Origin of the sequence: Mesorhizobium sp. LSHC420B00 (assembly GCF_000503055.1) — a bacterium.
Taxonomy (GTDB): domain Bacteria; phylum Pseudomonadota; class Alphaproteobacteria; order Rhizobiales; family Rhizobiaceae; genus Mesorhizobium.
Map to the genome: position 1 here is coordinate 123,608 of NZ_AYVY01000015.1, position 16,725 is coordinate 140,332.

Sequence of the window (16,725 nt, forward strand, 5' to 3'; positions counted from 1 at the left end):
CACGGTTCGTATCGACCGCTTGTGGCCCGCGATTTGAGGTCGTGGCCGGTGAGATGCAGTAATCTCCGTTCTTTCCAAGATGACATATTTGGGCTATCAGTCAACGTCCTTTGTGCTCATCATGAACAAACCTTCGCTTAGAAATTGGCTGATCGACAGGCCGTCCGCGTCGCCGGAGAGCCTGATCGTCCGATGCCTGCGTGAGCGCGGCGTGCTTTCTGCGTCGCAAATTACCCGCATTACCGGTTTGGCGCGGTCGACGGTTTCAACCGCGCTCAATGGCTTGAGAAAATCGGGGATGGTGATCGAATCCTCGGCCCATCATGACGCGGCCAGGGGTATCGGCAGGCCTGCCACGGCATTGACGCTCAATCCCGCTGCGGGCACCTGCGTCGGCATCCATCTGGGCCTCGACGAAATGCGATGCGTCGTCGCCGACGTCTCGCATTCTTTCATTGCCGAACAAACTATCCCCATGGGTCTGGACTACCAGCCGCAGCAGGCGGCCCAGCTCGCCAAGTCAGTAATTGCCCGATGCTATGAAGAGAACGGTCTGCCGATGGCGGGGCTCCTGGGGGTTGGGGTCTCCGTCTCAGGCCCAGTCAGCCGCGAAGGAGTGGTGCTGCGCGCGAGTATCGTTCCGACCTGGGCCGGGGTCAACATCCGCGATGTGTTCGGGCCGGTCCTCGAACAGCCGATCTTCGCCGACAATGAGAGCAACTGCTCGGCCATTGCGGAGCTGATGTGGGGGGCTGCCGTAGGCCAGGACGATTTCGTGCTGTTCAAGGTCGATCTGGGGGTCGGCGGGGCCATTGTCCAGCATGGCCGGCTGGTGAGCGGCATCGCCGGCGGCGCCGGCGAATTCGGGCATATCAGCATCGATCCCGGCGGTGACCTTTGCCGGTGCGGCAATCGCGGATGCCTGGAGCTCTATGCCAGCTTTGCCCGGCCGCTCGAGCAGATTTCGCGCATCGTGCGGCGGCCGGTCACGATGGACGACGTGATCATGATGGCCGAGCAGGGCGACGTAAGGGCGCTGCGGATGATCGAGGACACCGCCGAGTTCGCCGGACGTGGGCTCGGCTTGATCGGTTCGGTGCTCAATCCGCCGCTCATTATCATCGGCGGCCGCATGGCCTTGGCGGGCGACATTCTCCTGGCGCCACTGATCGCGTCATATGAACGCCACACGCTCATCAAGTCCCGCGATGTGGCGCCCGCGCTGCGCACGCGGATAATCGTTGGCAAGCACACGGAGAACGATGCATTGCTCGGCGCGGTCGGCCTCGTGCTGCGCCACAACAGCCGACTGCGATGATATGGCTACGTTCCAGGTAAACCTTGCCGTACGAAGGCAGAGGTCATGGGTTCGAATCCCTTCGGGTGCACCAAACACCGCCATTTGCCGCCGCCTACGGCGCGCGCGCCGGCCAGAGCACGCCAGCCTAGCAGGGGCGGCGACTGATTGAGTTCGAATCCTTTGAGGCGATGACGGCTCGGCCCTCATTTTGCGACATTTGGGGTCTGGTCGCACGTAAGCGGACATCACACTTCGGCGCCCACGACGCCCCAGCGATCGGCCCAGGATTCCAACGTACCCGCCCTAGGACTATCAGTCTGCATTGATTGGGTCTGCACCTTGTGGCCGTTGCGAGAGTTCAGCGATCAGATGGTCGGCAACGACCCTAACGGAGGGGAGCTGCCCGCGACGATGCGGCATCAGCAGAGTCGTCGCCACGCCACGCGCTGTCCAGTCCGGTAAGATGCGGACAAGCGCGCCGGACTCGATCAGCGGCGCACAGAAGCTGCCCGCCAGGCAAGCCACGCCGAGCCCGGCCCTCGCGGCTTCCCGCAAGGAGACGGTTTCGTTGGCGATATAGCGCGGAGATGGCGTGACCTCCGCAACGACGCCTTGCCCATCGTGAAGCGTCCAGACCCTCTCCGACGATGATGCCATAATCCCATCGAGCCCGTTCGCTTCCTCGGGTCGAGAAGGCATGCCGTTCTTCCGAATATAGTCGAGCGAGGCGACGAGCCAGGCGGGGTCGTAATCGATGCGACGTTGCACGAGTTCGGTATCCGGCAACGGGGCGAAGTGGTTGCGGATGGCGATGTCGAAACCTTCCTGCACGATGTCCACGAACCTGTCGGAGACGTCGAGCATGATGCGGACCTTCGGATAGCTCGCTGCGAGACGCGGGAGGATCGCCGCTAGACGGAACTGGGCGATCGGCAGCGATGCCGTGATCCGCACCGTTCCGCTCGGTTCCGCAAGGCGACCCTTGATCACATGCTCGGCCGCCTCCGCTTCGATCAGCATGGCGGCGGCATGACGATGAAAATCTCGGCCGATCTCGGTCACGGTGAAGCTGCGCGAGGTCCGCTGGACCAGACGCACGCCAATCGCCTTTTCCAGCTCGGAGAGCCGCTTGCTGAGAGTGGACTTGGGGATGCCCAGGGCACGCCCCGCCGCAGCGAAGCCGCCATGATCAACTACTTGAACGAAAACGAGGAGGTCGTTGAGATTCAGCATCCGGAGCTCTCATCGTTCCTAAATGTGGACGATAGGTCTACAGATAACCCACTACTGCTTCTGCGTCCAATATTGCATCTCTTTGTAGCCGCCGCCGTGGGGCGGGGCTGCAATTCGGAACGTAGAAGGACGCACGTACATGGCCAATATCTCGATCCTCGGCCTCGGGGCCATGGGGCAGGCGCTGACCGCCCGATTTCTTTCGCAGGGCCACACGGTCACGGTCTGGAACCGCACGCCCGGCAAGGCCGCATCACTGCTTGCCAAAGGCGCGCGCGAGGTGAAGTCCGCCGCCGACGCGACCGCCGCAAGCGACGTCACCGTGATGTGCGTGCTGGACTATGCCGCGTCGGATTCGGTGATCGATGATGCGGCATCGGCGCTCTCCGGGCGTTCGCTGGTCAATCTGACCAACGGCACGCCGGCACAGGCGCGCGCCACGGCCGAGCGGATTGCCAAGCTGGGCGCCGCCTATCTCGACGGCGGCATCATGGCGACGCCTCCGATGATCGGCGGCGAACATGCGCTTATCCTCTACAGCGGCTCCAAAGCGGCCTTCGATGCGCACGCCCGAACGCTCGAGGCGCTTGGCGCCGCGAACTATCTCGGCGGGGATGCCGGGCTGGCATCGCTGCACGACTTGGCCCTTCTTAGCGGCATGTATGGCCTTTTCGCCGGCTTCTTCCACGCTACCGCGCTCGTAGATTCCGAAGGCATTGGCGCGGGCGCTTTCCTCAAGCTCCTTGGCCCATGGATGACCGCGATGATGGGCGAGCTGCCGGGATATGCGGAGAAGATCGACAGCGGCAGGCATTGCGTGAATGTGGTGTCGAACCTCGGGATGCAGGCCGCCTCACTGGACAACATCCTCACAGCTACCCGGGAGCAGGGCGTCGCGACCGATCTGCTCGACCCCATGCTGGACCTGTTCCGCAAACGGGTGGGAGGCGGATTCGGAGATGAGGATATTTCAGGTGTTTTCGAGCTGATCCGGCGAAAGAGCGGGAAAGGCGGGTGAAGCCGTCGTGGATGGCGCCATATCCCTCGCCGCTGCCGACATTCTCGGCCTCCCGGGGAGGCGGTGCACCAGCGTCCAAAATGAACCCAGCTTCGGGGTTCGTTGCCCGCCGGCAAGCGGTTCGTCATCCTCTCCTCGCGCGGCGATGCGGGATACACTCCCGGCGGTCGGCTGGAATTCGAGTTTTGCACGGGATGATGGCTGGAACACTCGGTCAGGCTCCGCTTGATCCGGACGACTTCCCTGCGTCCTCAATGACGTCGTAGTGGCATACACGCGGATCGAAGGAGAGCAGCTCGGCGACAGCGCCCGGTTCGACGACCGCCTTTTCGACATCTGACCCGGCAAATCTGCCGATGGCGTCCATCCATTGCCACCGGGTCTGCACCTGAAATTCGATTTCGGCATCAACTTTGCGCACGCTCAACTGCGCTCCGAGAAATCCGGCCGTCTGGAGCAATGCCGGAAGGACACTGGTTCTGAAGTGGTTGGGATAACCGTGCGGATTGGACGCCGCGGCGCGAGCGCGCCATTGACGAATAACCATCTTGCTCTCCTCGATGCGTTGCCGCCAAGCAGCGGCATGTGGACCTCAAATATCTAATGCACAACTCTGGCCGCGCTGAGCCAGGCTGGGCAACCACGTCGGCGACGTCAGCCAGCGTATCGTCGTCGACGCGGGGCAACTACAACTCGATTCGCTGTCGGCCCAAGGCGTCGCGGAACTCGATCGGGCCGGGGCGCGCGCTGCTGAGCAGTTCTGGTTTCGTAGACGCGTCTAAGCATCGGCACAGCCTAATATTGACTTGTATGATGCAACCCATATGGCCCGTCGCAGGCTGTGCCGCCTCGCGTTTGCGCATCTGGTAGGGGAGCCGCGACGGCGGCTCCCCAATTCCTCATACCCCGACGTGCACCGGCGCAGGGGCCGGCGTTCTGTCCCGCGAAAGAAGGAGCAGCGCAAGCGTTGCACCGGTGGCGGCGATGATCACACAGGCCCAAAAGCCCGCCGCATACCCTGCGGTCAGTGCTGCGGGGGTATCCGACGTCCCCGTCATCGAGACAGCGACGGTGGCGGTGATAGCTACCCCCAGAGCAGCGCCAATCTGGAACATCGCGCTGTTTATCCCGGACGCGAGGCCTGCGTCGGCTTCCTTGACCTTCGAGAGAGCTGCAACGGAACCGGCAACGGCAGCCATTCCGATACCAGGCCCGAAGGCGATCAAGCCCGGAAGCAGATGCGCGAGGTAGGTGCCTTCGGGAACAATGAAGGTGAAGAGTGCGCACCCAGCGCCCATCAAGAGCATGGCGATCACGGCAATCGCACGCGCCCCGGCCCGACCGATCCATTTACCCGTCAGTGTTGAGGAGACGATCGACAGGATTGCATAGATCATCGTGCCAAGGCCAAAGACAAGCGGCGAGTAACCCAGGACCTTCTGGGCATAAAGCGACACCAAAAGTGCCATGCCGAATACGAGCGCCCCGGCGAAGAGCATGGTCAGGTTCCCGCCGACAAATGAGCGAGACCGAAAGATGGCAAGGGGAACAAGCGGGTTATTCACCCGCCTTTCGATCAGCACGAATGCGCCGAGCAGTCCGAGCGTTGCACCCAACAGGCCCAGGGTTTTCGGATGGGCCCAGCCAACGCTGGGAACCTCGGTGATCGCCAGTACGAATGCCACGAGCGCCGCGGTAATCGTCACGGCGCCGCCGAGATCGAAGCCACCGCGGCTGCCGATAGCACGGCTCTCGCGCAGCGTGAACGGGCTGAGCCCCAGGATCATGGCGCAGATGGGGACATTAATGAAGAACACCCAGCGCCAACCGGGCCAATCGGCAAGCGGTCCACCCACCAGCAGCGCGGCGGTGGCCCCGCCGGCTCCCATCGCGGACCATAGCCCCAGGGCTCGATTCCGTTCATTTCCCTCGAAGGTGGTCATGAGGATCGATAGGGCGCTGGGGGTCAATACGGCAGCGGCAATTCCTTGAACAACCCGGGCACCGATGAGAAATCCTGGATTGCCGGAAAGCCCGCACGCCAGCGAGGCGACAAGGAAAGCAGCTGTGCTCGCCATGAACAGGCGCCGCCGACCCAACAGATCCGATACTCGACCCCCGAGAAGAAGAAGCCCGCCCAGAGCCAGCATGTAGGCGCTCATCACCCACTGCACCGCGGATGGGGTGAAACCGAGTTGTGCCTCGATCGAGGGTAAGGCGAGGAGGACGATCTGTCCGTCAAGGCAAACCATAAAGAAGGCTACGCAAAGTACCGCCAATGCAATCCAGCGTCGTGGATCGGGTGCGGCGGAAAAATTCTTGGATGGGATATCCATGGGAAAGTCCTTTTGCTTGCCTGCGGCGCGATAACGCCACGAGGGAGGCGCAAGGGTGATTGACTTACCGCCGGTTTGGCAAGTACCTACTATTTTGTAGGTACCCTATCGGAGCGATGTGATGGCAACGAACTTACCTGAAGCCTGCGGCCTGGGGCCGGCATTCCTTGTGATCAGCGGCAAGTGGAAAGGCACGATCCTCTGGCTTTGCCGGAAGCAGCCGCGGCGGTTTGGCGAGTTGCGTCGCCTTATTCCCGACATGAGCGAGAAGATGCTCATCCAGCATTTGCGAGAGATGGTGGCGGACGGACTCCTTGACCGACACGATTTTGGGGAGGTTCCGCCTCGCGTCGCATACTCGTTGACTGACCTAGGTCTGGAGCTGGACGACGCTCTTGCTCCGCTTGCGCACTGGGGTCTCAAGCATTCGGATCGACTGACACGGGATCGACCAATGTCGCTGGTCAAGGCGTAGCGCCTTAGGTGCGGCGGTGTGCTGTGCGCGAGTATCGTTCCGACCTTGTTTGGGCCGACCCTCGAACAGCCGATCTTCGCCGAAAATGAGAGCAACTGCTCGGCCATTGCGGAGTTGATGTGGGGTGCGGCCGTCGGCCAAGACGACTTCGTGCTCCTCAAGGTCGATCTGGGCGTCGGCGGGCCATTGTCCAGCACGGCCGGCTTCGATGATCCGGCTTCGCTTCAGCGGTGCTCTGAGGCTCGTTGTTCCGCACCATTGCGGGTCCGTCACCCGATATCCTTACGCAGCGGCGCGCAGCTCTCGCCAACGATCAGTGCCGGCTGAAAAACGATGTTGCGCACGGGCTCCGACACTCTTTCCTCGATGCGGTCGACGAGCAGGCGCAGCGCTTCGTTGGTCATGTCGGCAATGGGATGTTCCGTTCTCGTCAGTCGCGGCTTCAGGCCTCCGGCGCCTGCGACGGTGTCGGTAGAGGCGACCGAGACGTCTTGCGGACAGCGCAAGCCGAGATCGGCAATGGCGCGCATCACGCCGATCGCCATGACGCCGTTCGCGACATAGATCGCCGTGGGACGGTCGGGCGAACCCATCATGTCGCGGGCCACCGAATAGGCGGCCTCCTCGCGAAATTCGCCGGACCTGACATGGCCAGGCTGCGGAGTTAATCCCCGCGCGGCCATCGCGTCGATCATGCCGTCAAGCCTGCCCTTGCTGGTCGACAGTTGCATCGGCCCGGTGACCGAACCTATGCGGCGATGCCCAAGATCGAGCAGGTAGTCGACCGCCTGCCTGCCGGCTGCCCGATTGTCTATGCTCACCGTATCGGCGCTGTTGCCTTCGATCGGTCGACCTAGAAGAACGGTCGCGATGCCTTCGAACTCATGCGGCTGATATTGATTTGCGGCGCCCACCGGAACCAGAACCATTCCGTCGCAACCGAGGGTGCGAATCCGCGACAGGATGCGCCGTTCGGTGTCGGGCTTTTCATCGCTGTTGAAGAGAACGAGTGAATAACCCCATGCCGCGACCGCTGCCTCGGCCGACCAGACGATGCGTGCGTAAAACGGGTTCGAGAGATCGGCCACCGCAAGGGCGATCAGCTGGCTGCGGTTGCGACGCAGATTGCGGGCGGCCAGCGACGGTTCATAGCGCAGCTCGCGAATGGCGGTGACGACGCGAGCCCTCAGCTCGGGACTGACAAAGGCCGTATCGTTCATGACGGCCGAAACCGTCGCAGTCGATACGCCTGCCGTTCTGGCGACGTCTTTGATGGTGGCCATTTTGCCCCGATAGCTAATCGTTTCGCTGAACTTTGGTTCAGATTTATCCCTGTGTCCAGCGGATTCATGCTTGCATTGGACTGCGTTTTGCAGGACGTTAGCGAAACGGTTTGCTGTCAAGGGGCTCTGACGGCAGACTAGGCGAAGGGAGGAACACCATGAAAAATCTAGCTTGCATTATTGCCGCAGGAGCGCTCTCGCTCGCGACGGCCAGCGCTGCCGCGCAGGACAAGCCGCTTCTTGGCGTTGTGTCGATAAGCGCCACCGAGGCCAACAATGTCCGCTACATCCAGGGCGCGACGAAGGCCGCCGACGAGCTTGGCTGGAAGACCAACGTCGTGGATGCCGCCGGCAGCGCCGACCAGGCGAACGCGGCGATCCAGAATTTCGCGCAGCTCAAGGCGGATGCGATCATCGACATGGTGTTTCCCTATTCGTCGATCGGCGCCGGTCTGGCCGCCGCAGGCGACGCTGGAATACCTGTGGTGACCTGGGGCGGCGGGCTCGGCTCGACCGTTGCCGCAACCAACGGCTCGGGCGGTCCGATGGCGATTCCGGTCGTGGATCTGATGGTCAAGAAGATGGACGGCAAGGGCTCGATACTGGCGCTCACCTACCGGACCGGGGAAGTCTGCCGGAACCGCGAAGTCGTCATGGACGAGATCGTCGCCAAACACCCCGAGATCACCGTCACCAAGAACGAGGTGCGTATTCCCGGCTATTTCGAGGACGGCGCCCAGTACGCCAATGCGTGGCTGGCGTCGCATCCGGCCGGCAAGGAAAACCTGGCGATCTGGGGATGCTGGGACGACCCGGCGATTGGCGCTATCGGCTCGTTGCGCGCCCAGGGGCGCGACGACGTTCTCGTCTACGGCATCAACGGCAATGCCCAGGCGCTGGAGAACATCAAGAATGGCTTCATGACCGCCACGGCCTGGCAGGACAGCTTCACCGAGGGCTACAACATGGTCAAGATGTTGAAGGACATCAAGGACGCAGGCGGCGCATGGCAAGCCAAGGCAGCCGAGGTTCCGGCGGTGCTGGTGACCAAGGAAACCGTCGACGCCTTCCTCAAGGACCATCCGGAAGCCATAAAGTAGGACTTGGTTTGGCGGCGGCGTTCACAAGAGGTGCGCCGCAGCCGGGCGGCGCGGAAATGACGGTCCCATTGCTGGTCGCACGCGATATCGCAAAGGCCTTCGGCGGCACCCAAGCGCTGAAAGGCGTATCGCTCGATATTGCGCCGGGTGAAATCCATGGCCTTGTCGGCGCCAACGGTGCAGGCAAGTCGACCTTCATCCGCATCCTCGCCGGACTGAACCATCCCGACGCCGGTCGTATCGAGCTCGACGGCCGCCGCCAGGAGATTGGCACGCCGCAGCGGGCGACCGAACTCGGCATGAGCTTCATCCATCAGGAGCTTGCGTTCGTGCCGGGCATGACCGTGCTGCAGAACATCATGCTGGGCGTCCCGAAGAAAACGCGCTTCGGGCTGACCGATTGGCGTGCAATCGCGCGTGACGTTGCGCCGATCGCCGGTCGCGTCGGCATATCGGCGCCGCTCAACGCCAGCGTGAAGGGACTTTCGACGGCCGAGATATGGCTGATCAACATTTGCCGCGCCCTGGTGCGCAAGGCGCGCCTGATCGTCATGGACGAACCGACCGCATCGCTTGCCGCAGGTGAAGCGGAACGGCTGTTTGCGATTGTCCGCGATCTTTCCGCGTCAGGGGTGTCGGTGCTCTACATCTCGCACCGGCTGGACGAGATCCTGAACCTGTGCACGCGCGTGTCGGTCTTCCGCGATGGCCGCTCCGTCGCCGAACTCGCCGGAGACGCGCTCCACCGCCCCGCGCTGGTCGAGGCGATCGTCGGCGGTGCAATTCGCGACACTCAAAGGACGGCCACCGCAAGGGCACGCGGCGGTGTCGTGCTGGAAGCGAAGAACCTGACGCGGGTGCCGAAAGTCCGCGGCGTCAGCCTTGAGCTTCACGCCGGCGAAGTGTTGGGCATCGGCGGCCTTGTCGGCGCCGGACGAACGGAGCTCGCGCGGCTGCTTTTCGGGGCGGACCGGCCGGACAGCGGCGAGATGGCGCTGATGGGCCGGCCCTATACGCCCTCTTCCCCCGCGGCGGCCGTCCAGGTGGGGCTTGGGCTGGTCCCGGAGGAGCGCCGGGCGGAAGCGCTCTTCCTGTCCAAGAGTATCGCCTTCAATCTGAGCATCGCCAATCTCGACAGGGTCGCTTTCGGTCGCTACCTGCCGCTGATGAACCGCCGCGCCCGCACGTCTATGGCCGGCGAGATGATCCGCGCCCTGTCGATAAAGGCGCGGAACGCGAGCACGCCGGTCGGCCGTCTCAGCGGCGGCAATCAGCAGAAGGTGGCGATCGGCCGCTGGCTCCAACGCATACCGAAGGTGCTGATCCTCGACGAGCCGACGCGAGGCGTCGATATCGGAGCGCGCACCGAGATCCACCGACTGATCCGCCAGCAAGCCGAGGCAGGAATGGCGGTTCTGGTGATTTCGTCGGAACCGGACGAGTTGCCTGAGCTGTGCGATCGCGTTCTGGTGATGGCGGAAGGCCGCATCGTTCGCGAGCTGACCGGCCTAGCCATGTCGCGGAAGGCAATCGTCGAGGCAAGCTATGTCGAACCCTAAGCACTGATGGAGGACCATCCCTGATGAGCGATGTTGCGATAAGCGCCCGGCGTCTGTCGCCCGGAACCAAGGCGGCGCTCGGTATCTTTGCCCGCTATGGGACGATCATTGGGCTTCTGGCGATGATCGTCACGTTTTCGATCCTGTCGCCCGCCGCCTTTCCAACCGTGGGCAATTTCACCAATGTGCTGAACCAGGCTTCGCTGGCCATGATCATTGCCGGCGGGCTGACACTGGCCGTTGTCGTTGGCGAACTCGATCTCTCCATAGGCTTTGCCGCCAGCCTGCACGGCATTCTGATCACCGGCTTCGTCGTCCACGACAAGCTGCCAATCCCGCTTGGGGTGGTCATCGTCATCGCGCTGGGCGCGGTGATCGGTCTGGTCAACGGCTTCATCGTCACCAAGATCAAGGTCAATTCCGTCATTGCGACGCTGGGCGTCGGAACGATCCTTACAGGCCTGGCCTTCGCCTATTCCGCCGGCGTTCCCATTGTGGCGGGCGTGCCGGAGGCATTTCTCCAGCTTTCCCTTGGCCGCTGGCTGTTCGGCATTCCCAACAACATCATCGTCATGATCCTCGTTCTCGGCGGGCTTTGGGTGCTGGTCGAGCGAACGCCGCTCGGCCAGGAGATCCAGGCCGTGGGCGGCAATGCGGTGGCTGCCCGCCTTGCCGGCGTGAATGTCGATCGTATCAAGATCCTCGGTTTCGTCATTTCGGGAATGTGCGCGGCGCTGACCGGAATACTGCTTGCCTCGCGTCTCGGCAGCGGCACGGCCAGCGCCGCGGACTCCTACTTGCTCACCGCATTCGCGGCTGTGTTCCTTGGTTCGGCGACGCTGCGTGACGGGGAATTCCATGTGCTCGGCACATTGGTCGGCGCTCTCATCATCGCCTTCGGCTTCAACGGCCTCAACATTTTCGGCGCCCCGACCTTCTCGCAATATGTGTTGCAGGGCGCCATCCTGATCATTGCCGTGGGCATGGCGAGCCTGGGCCGCTCGCTGGCGGAACGCTGAAGGAGAAAGCATGACAAGCGAAAACACGCATTGGGAGGTTTACGTCGTCGAATTCGCCCGATCGAAGCAGCAGCCCTGGGTGGATCTCGTCGCAGGCATGTATGACGATGGCAAGGTCGATCTGCCCTTCTCCTTTGTCCTGCTACGCCATGGCGACCGCAACGTGCTGGTCGACACCGGCTTCATTCAGGAAACGAGCACAGCCTTCTCGCTGAAGTTCGACATTCCCCACTGGATTTCGCCGGTTCGCATGCTGGCCGAGCTTGGCATTGCAGCCGGCGCGATCACCGACATTTTTGTGACCCATGCGCATTTCGATCACATGGGATCGATCGCCGAGTTCCCGAATGCAAATCTCTATATCCAGAAAAGCGAATTGCTGTCCTGGTATGAGGCGATCGCATTGCCGCCGCGGTTCGGTTATCTCACCGCCATCATCGATCCCGACACGTTGCGCGCCGCCCTTGATGCATCGGTCGAACACCGCGTTTCGCTGATCGATGGCGACAAGGACGACGTGCTGCCGGGCATCCATGTACGGCTGGGAAGCGGCCACACGATCGGACAGCAATTCGTCATCGTCCAGTCCGCGCGGGGCAAACTGGTCGTCTCCGGCGACTGTGTCTATTCGAAGCGCCAGATCACCGGACACAAGCACGACGGCGTCTATGCGCCGCTGAACAATGCCGTCGGCAGTGTTTGGGAGCAGCTGAAGACCATCGACCGCATCAACACCGCGATCGGCGGCGATCTTGGGCAACTGATCGTCCTGCACGACATAGAGCGATGGAAGGGTCTGCCGGTCATTGCGGAAGTCGAAGGGTTCCGGATCGTCAGGGCCGGATAGGAAAATCGAAGGCGGCCTTCGCGGCAGCCTCTTCGTACGGAGCTCGACCGGTGACGCAGCTCTCATGGGCCGCTCCGGCCGAAAGGACTGTCAAAGACTTACGAATTGCTGGCCGAAGCGACGGTGCTGAGGTTCGCTACGCGACACGCACCGTGCGCTGCCTCGGCTTGATCGCGGTGGCGAGCAGCAGGCCGGCGACGATGAAGGCGGCGCCGGCGAGATCGTAGTCGTGCAAGCTTTCGCCAAGGAACAGATAAGCGAGCACGGCGACGAAGGCGGTCTGCAGATAGAGCAGCATGCTGGCGCGCCCGGCGCCAAGCGTCTCGACGCTGCGGTTGTAGAGATAGTACATCAGAGCGCCGCCCGGGCCGGCAACATAGGCGAGGGCCAGAAGGCCGTTCGCATGCAGCGCCGAACGATCCCCGGAAAACAGTTCCCAGAGATAGAGAGGCAGTGCGGCCAGCGCGCCGGCTCCCAGCAGCAGGACCACCATCGGCAGAAGCTCAATGCCGAATTTCGCGCGACGCAGCAGCACGGTGTAGAGGCCCCAGCAAAGCGCGCTGCCGACGATCCACAACTCGCCGGGATTGAACCGTAGCTGCATCAGCGCGGCAAGGTCGCCGCGCGCCACGATCACCACCATCCCAGCCAGAGCGACCAGCGCTCCAAGCGCTTTCCAGACACCGAGGGGCTCGCCAAGCACGAAGCGGGCAAGCACCATGGTCATGATCGGCGACAGCGCCATGATGATGCCGGCGGTTGTCGCGTTGGTGTAGTTGAGGCCCGTGTAGATCATGCCCTGACACAAGGTCAGCCCGATGGCGCCGATGACCAGCACCTCGATCACCCGGGATTGGATCAGCACGAGCATCGCCCCGTGATGACGATGGACGATAGGCAGCAGGATCGCGCAGGCGAGCGTCAGCCGCCAGAAGCAGAGGGCCCAAGGCGGCATCTCGGGGGCAACCCACTTGGCGGCAATATAGACGCCGGCGGACAGGAGCCAGCAGAGCGTCGCGAGGGAATAGGCGAGCGGAAGTGATGCGCCGGGTGTCGCCTTAGCTACATTTGGCTGTGCTATCGGCAGTGATTGGATATCCGTCTCCTCCCATCGTAGACTTTAGCAGATTTGCAGCGTCTTGCTAAGCAGCAACAACAGCTGTTTCACCGGCTGGTGCAATCGGTGGGTCATTGTGGGTCCCGCCGTTCACGGTCTCGTTCCATTCGAACGCATGTTGGCCCATGAGCAACTCGATACCGAAAAGCGCAAGCCGTATCGATTTCGCGCGATACGAATCTGAGATTCATATTGCGCGACAGATATTCGCGCGGTTGCCACAATCTTCTCGCGCCATATTTCTGCCGAGAGCAGATCTGTCGCGAATTCCTGGCCCTCGGATCACGAGCGCCGCTGTTTTTTTCGAAGCAATTGGAAGAATAAGCCACTGACTTCCGTTTGCACAAAGAGCGCGACACATATCCATGCGGAGGACGTCCGATGCATGCCGGCTTCCGAGGGAGCGTACTCGTAGCGGTGTTGGGCGCCGTCATGGCAAGCTGCGCCGGCATCCCGGCGCAAAAAACCGGGGCAATAACCGGCTATGGCCCCAACCCCACTTTACCGAAACCAAGACCGACGCTGATCCCGACTGTTAACATCGCCGAGGCGAAAGGCTGGCAGAAAGGAGGTATGCCGACCCCGGCGAAGGGGCTGACAGTGAACGCCTTCGCCACCGGCCTCGACCATCCGCGCTGGCTGCATGTGCTTCCGAACGGCGACGTTCTGGTTGCTGAAACCAATGCCCCTGCCAAGCATGACGAAGGCTTCAGTCTTAGAAAGGTCTTCATGGACCTGGCTATGAAGCGGGCTGGCGCCGCGACCAAAAGCGCCAATCGCATCACGCTGCTGCGCGACACCGATGGCGACGGCATTGCGGATGTGGGCACGACGTTCGCGGAAGGCCTCAATTCGCCCTTCGGCATGACGCTGTCCAAAGGCAAGCTCTTTGTCGCGAACACCGACGCGCTCGTCGCTTTCCTCTACTCCAATGGCCAGACCCGAGTCAGCACGTCGCCGGAAAAGATCATCGACTTGCCGGCCGGGGACCTCAACCATCATTGGACCAAGGACGTGATCGCAAGTCCGGATGGACGCAAGCTCTATGTCACCGTTGGTTCCAACAGCAACGTTGGAGAAAACGGCATAGCCGCGGAGAAGAACCGCGCCACTGTCCTTGAAGTGGATCGGTCGACCCGCCGCACGCGGGTCTTCGCCTCGGGCCTGCGCAACCCGAACGGGCTCTCCTGGAATCCTGAAACTGGCGAGCTTTGGGTCGCCGTGAACGAGCGTGACGAGATCGGCGACGATCTCGTGCCGGATTACATGACCTCGGTTCGTGACGGCGCTTTCTACGGCTGGCCCTACAGCTACTACGGACAGAACGTCGACGAACGCGCTAAGCCGCAGCGCCCCGATCTCGTGGCGACGGCGGTCAAGCCCGATTACGCCCTGGGCTCTCATACCGCCTCGCTGGGACTGACCTTCTCCAAAGGCGCCCGGCTCGGTCCGACCTACGGCAACGGCGCCTTCGTCGGCCAGCACGGCTCGTGGAATAGAAGCGTGCACAGCGGCTACAAGGTGATCTTCGTGCCGTTCCATGGCGGCAAACCGAGCGGTCCTCCGAAAGATGTGCTCACTGGCTTCATCGGGCGTAATGGCGAGGCGATGGGCCGTCCGGTCGGCGTTGCTATCGATCAGACTGGCGCACTGCTCGTCGCCGACGACGTCGGTAACGTCATCTGGCGGGTCCGCCGGGCGAATGGCCGTTGAGCGCAGGTGCCTTTCTGATTCCGACCTCACCAGCCTTCGGCTACAGCGCCACGCCCGATATGGCTGCATTCGGCTACGATCTCGATGCATATGGCAGGCTGAGCGACCCGAGACATAGGTGACATTTTGTACCGGACACATGGGTAACACTTTTGGCTTTTGGCCGGAGGCATTTGGCTCGTCAGCTTCATGCACTATGATCTGGGATATCTCGACCTGGAACAGAGGACGTTGCAGACCATCGGCAATCCGTTCGGCACGAGATTGTCACCCATGTCTTAGGTACAAACTGTTACCCATGTCTCCGGGCTGGACAAATATCTGAATTTGGTAGCGGGAGACCGCTACATCGCAATACCCACTATCGAAGACGCGTCTTCCATTTTCGCCGGCATGCGGCGTAGCTGCAAACTACGAATCTGGGGTCAGGAGTTCGAATCTCTCCGGGCGCGCCAACATTTCAATGACTTAGAAGGACATCGCAGACTAGAGAGAGAAATTAGTCTGCGATTTAGTCTGCGGAGTTCATCGTCTTTCTCTGGTCTCGACATGTGAACGACGGAGAGTTCCTAGCCAAGGGTCCAGTCGCTAGGCTGATGCGCTCACCTCTCGACGTGAACGGTGCGCTGAGGCTTCTAACCAGGATTACACCTGCCGTAGCAGTAGGGAAGCTGAACGTCCGAAGTTGGCGCAATCGCGCAGTTCCCGAAACGAAAAGTCTGACCCGCAGACGACGAACGTCTGCCGCGACGTCAACGTCGGCTTTGCGGGGGCCTCGCCCTACGCCGGAATCCGTTTCGGCAACAAGGCACGAGCCCGGGATCCCAAACAACAACTGCAGAGGAGAGCGCTTTGATCCGGCGTTGCGTACAGGATCGAATGACGCAACGGATCGACAGCCGCACACTTGTGCTAGGAAGCGGATCGCCAGATTTGGCTCGAGAGCAGGCATTTCGGACTTTTGGGATAAGTCCGGTTCGGGGCATAGTTCATGCCGATGCTCGCGGGGCGCTTGAAGGTCTGGCTCTGACCTTCCGAGCCACGGAGCCGCAACTCCACTTTCGGCTACAGAACTGCTGGCCAACTCCAAGTTCAGATTCTGCCCAAAATGAGCGCCGCCAAGGAGAAGATGACCTTCGCCGATCTGGAGCCGCTGATCTGTGACGCGGACAACGTGGCCGACGTCTTGCTGACCATGCTGGAGGTCTTTTCCACAGTACCTGACGGGAATTTCGTTCTGACCCAAGCGAGGGGGAGCGCCTTTTCTTCATTGCCACCATTGCAGAGCAGATGACGCGGAAGGTTAAGAACGCCTACTACGAAACCCTCGGGGGCGCCGCGTCATGACCGCGCCTTCAGATGACCTCGACGACCTGCAATTCGATACTGGGAACCTGCACCACTTGCTCGAAGTGCTCTATGCCCAGACCATGGAACAGGAGTTCGAGCGCGACGGGAAGAGGGTCGCTTTGGCGGACCAAATAAGCGCGCTGGCCATGATCGCCCGCGACCTCGCCGAACGTCTGAACGAAGCGGCTGGAGCGTGTATCGACAACGCGATGGCCGACGCCAAGGCCAGAAAGGCGGCATCATGAGCGCCGTCCCGACCGTCGAACCGTTCTGCGTCTCTGACACGTTCGTCACTGGGTCAGGCCTGACCTTGCCCCTCTGATCTAATCCGGTTTGAAGTTCGTTCTGGCCCATCGAGAGGACCAGGACATGAAA

The 16,725-nt window shown here is 61.9% G+C and carries 15 protein-coding genes; 10 read left to right on the plus strand and 5 right to left on the minus strand.

Annotated elements, in window-relative coordinates:
* Positions 1 to 121 precede the first annotated feature (121 nt).
* Complete coding sequence (locus X760_RS60230) at positions 122 to 1,318, plus strand: ROK family transcriptional regulator (RefSeq protein ID WP_198030515.1); 1,197 nt, start codon at positions 122 to 124, stop codon at positions 1,316 to 1,318.
* 294 nt (positions 1,319 to 1,612) lie between these two features.
* Here X760_RS60230 and X760_RS60235 read toward each other — a convergent pair whose 3' ends face one another.
* A complete protein-coding gene (locus X760_RS60235; RefSeq protein ID WP_023720293.1) occupies positions 1,613 to 2,533 on the minus strand; it encodes a LysR substrate-binding domain-containing protein in 921 nt (306 codons plus the stop codon).
* Between the two features lie 139 nt (positions 2,534 to 2,672).
* Between X760_RS60235 and X760_RS60240 the strand changes: the two genes are divergently transcribed.
* Positions 2,673 to 3,551, plus strand: a complete 879-nt coding sequence (locus tag X760_RS60240; RefSeq protein ID WP_023720294.1) for an NAD(P)-binding domain-containing protein — start codon at positions 2,673 to 2,675, stop codon at positions 3,549 to 3,551.
* 214 nt (positions 3,552 to 3,765) lie between these two features.
* On the opposite strand, the gene X760_RS60245 is transcribed toward X760_RS60240, so the two are convergent.
* Together X760_RS60245 and X760_RS60250 are read right to left on the minus strand one after the other, a co-directional pair.
* The gene (locus tag X760_RS60245) at positions 3,766 to 4,098 is read right to left on the minus strand and encodes a hypothetical protein (protein WP_036245111.1); all 333 of its coding nucleotides are present in this window, start codon (positions 4,096 to 4,098) and stop codon (positions 3,766 to 3,768) included.
* A gap of 352 nt (positions 4,099 to 4,450) precedes the next feature.
* Positions 4,451 to 5,887: an MFS transporter gene (locus tag X760_RS60250; RefSeq protein WP_023720296.1), complete on the minus strand. Its 1,437-nt coding sequence runs from the start codon at positions 5,885 to 5,887 to the stop codon at positions 4,451 to 4,453.
* A gap of 121 nt (positions 5,888 to 6,008) precedes the next feature.
* Here X760_RS60250 and X760_RS60255 point away from each other — a divergent pair, with 121 nt between their 5' ends.
* A complete protein-coding gene (locus tag X760_RS60255) occupies positions 6,009 to 6,362 on the plus strand; it encodes a helix-turn-helix domain-containing protein (RefSeq protein ID WP_023720297.1) in 354 nt (117 codons plus the stop codon).
* Between the two features lie 269 nt (positions 6,363 to 6,631).
* On the opposite strand, the gene X760_RS60260 is transcribed toward X760_RS60255, so the two are convergent.
* On the minus strand, positions 6,632 to 7,645 hold the full coding sequence (locus X760_RS60260; RefSeq protein WP_023720298.1) for a LacI family DNA-binding transcriptional regulator: 1,014 nt from the start codon (positions 7,643 to 7,645) through the stop codon (positions 6,632 to 6,634).
* 158 nt (positions 7,646 to 7,803) lie between these two features.
* Here X760_RS60260 and X760_RS60265 point away from each other — a divergent pair, with 158 nt between their 5' ends.
* From X760_RS60265 to X760_RS60280, 4 genes are read left to right on the plus strand one after another with little or no spacing between them, the layout of a single operon-like run.
* Complete coding sequence (locus X760_RS60265) at positions 7,804 to 8,745, plus strand: sugar ABC transporter substrate-binding protein (RefSeq protein ID WP_023720299.1); 942 nt, start codon at positions 7,804 to 7,806, stop codon at positions 8,743 to 8,745.
* Between the two features lie 56 nt (positions 8,746 to 8,801).
* Positions 8,802 to 10,304, plus strand: coding sequence for a sugar ABC transporter ATP-binding protein (locus X760_RS60270; RefSeq protein WP_023720300.1), 1,503 nt, complete (start codon positions 8,802 to 8,804; stop codon positions 10,302 to 10,304).
* Positions 10,305 to 10,327: 23 nt separating this feature from the next.
* Complete coding sequence (locus tag X760_RS60275; protein ID WP_023720301.1) at positions 10,328 to 11,323, plus strand: ABC transporter permease; 996 nt, start codon at positions 10,328 to 10,330, stop codon at positions 11,321 to 11,323.
* A gap of 10 nt (positions 11,324 to 11,333) precedes the next feature.
* Complete coding sequence (locus X760_RS60280) at positions 11,334 to 12,170, plus strand: N-acyl homoserine lactonase family protein (RefSeq protein WP_023720302.1); 837 nt, start codon at positions 11,334 to 11,336, stop codon at positions 12,168 to 12,170.
* Between the two features lie 136 nt (positions 12,171 to 12,306).
* On the opposite strand, the gene X760_RS60285 is transcribed toward X760_RS60280, so the two are convergent.
* A complete protein-coding gene (locus X760_RS60285; RefSeq protein WP_023720303.1) occupies positions 12,307 to 13,266 on the minus strand; it encodes a DMT family transporter in 960 nt (319 codons plus the stop codon).
* 402 nt (positions 13,267 to 13,668) lie between these two features.
* Here X760_RS60285 and X760_RS60290 point away from each other — a divergent pair, with 402 nt between their 5' ends.
* From X760_RS60290 to X760_RS60300, 3 genes are all read left to right on the plus strand, one after another.
* Positions 13,669 to 15,000 carry a sorbosone dehydrogenase family protein gene (locus tag X760_RS60290; protein WP_023720304.1) on the plus strand — a complete coding sequence of 444 codons (1,332 nt, stop codon included), beginning with the start codon at positions 13,669 to 13,671 and terminating at the stop codon, positions 14,998 to 15,000.
* 1,108 nt (positions 15,001 to 16,108) lie between these two features.
* Entirely contained in the window at positions 16,109 to 16,294 is a 186-nt protein-coding gene (locus X760_RS60295; RefSeq protein WP_023720306.1) for a hypothetical protein, read from the plus strand.
* Between the two features lie 49 nt (positions 16,295 to 16,343).
* Complete coding sequence (locus tag X760_RS60300) at positions 16,344 to 16,595, plus strand: hypothetical protein (RefSeq protein WP_023720307.1); 252 nt, start codon at positions 16,344 to 16,346, stop codon at positions 16,593 to 16,595.
* Positions 16,596 to 16,725: the final 130 nt, after the last annotated feature.

Coding starts and splice junctions, on each gene's coding strand:
- X760_RS60230 (WP_198030515.1), top strand. CDS start 122: ATGAACAAACCTTCGCTTAGAAATTGGCTGATCGACAGGCCGTCCGCG.
- X760_RS60235 (WP_023720293.1), bottom strand. CDS start 2,533: ATGCTGAATCTCAACGACCTCCTCGTTTTCGTTCAAGTAGTTGATCAT.
- X760_RS60240 (WP_023720294.1), top strand. CDS start 2,673: ATGGCCAATATCTCGATCCTCGGCCTCGGGGCCATGGGGCAGGCGCTG.
- X760_RS60245 (WP_036245111.1), bottom strand. CDS start 4,098: ATGGTTATTCGTCAATGGCGCGCTCGCGCCGCGGCGTCCAATCCGCAC.
- X760_RS60250 (WP_023720296.1), bottom strand. CDS start 5,887: ATGGATATCCCATCCAAGAATTTTTCCGCCGCACCCGATCCACGACGC.
- X760_RS60255 (WP_023720297.1), top strand. CDS start 6,009: ATGGCAACGAACTTACCTGAAGCCTGCGGCCTGGGGCCGGCATTCCTT.
- X760_RS60260 (WP_023720298.1), bottom strand. CDS start 7,645: ATGGCCACCATCAAAGACGTCGCCAGAACGGCAGGCGTATCGACTGCG.
- X760_RS60265 (WP_023720299.1), top strand. CDS start 7,804: ATGAAAAATCTAGCTTGCATTATTGCCGCAGGAGCGCTCTCGCTCGCG.
- X760_RS60270 (WP_023720300.1), top strand. CDS start 8,802: ATGACGGTCCCATTGCTGGTCGCACGCGATATCGCAAAGGCCTTCGGC.
- X760_RS60275 (WP_023720301.1), top strand. CDS start 10,328: ATGAGCGATGTTGCGATAAGCGCCCGGCGTCTGTCGCCCGGAACCAAG.
- X760_RS60280 (WP_023720302.1), top strand. CDS start 11,334: ATGACAAGCGAAAACACGCATTGGGAGGTTTACGTCGTCGAATTCGCC.
- X760_RS60290 (WP_023720304.1), top strand. CDS start 13,669: ATGCATGCCGGCTTCCGAGGGAGCGTACTCGTAGCGGTGTTGGGCGCC.
- X760_RS60295 (WP_023720306.1), top strand. CDS start 16,109: ATGAGCGCCGCCAAGGAGAAGATGACCTTCGCCGATCTGGAGCCGCTG.
- X760_RS60300 (WP_023720307.1), top strand. CDS start 16,344: ATGACCGCGCCTTCAGATGACCTCGACGACCTGCAATTCGATACTGGG.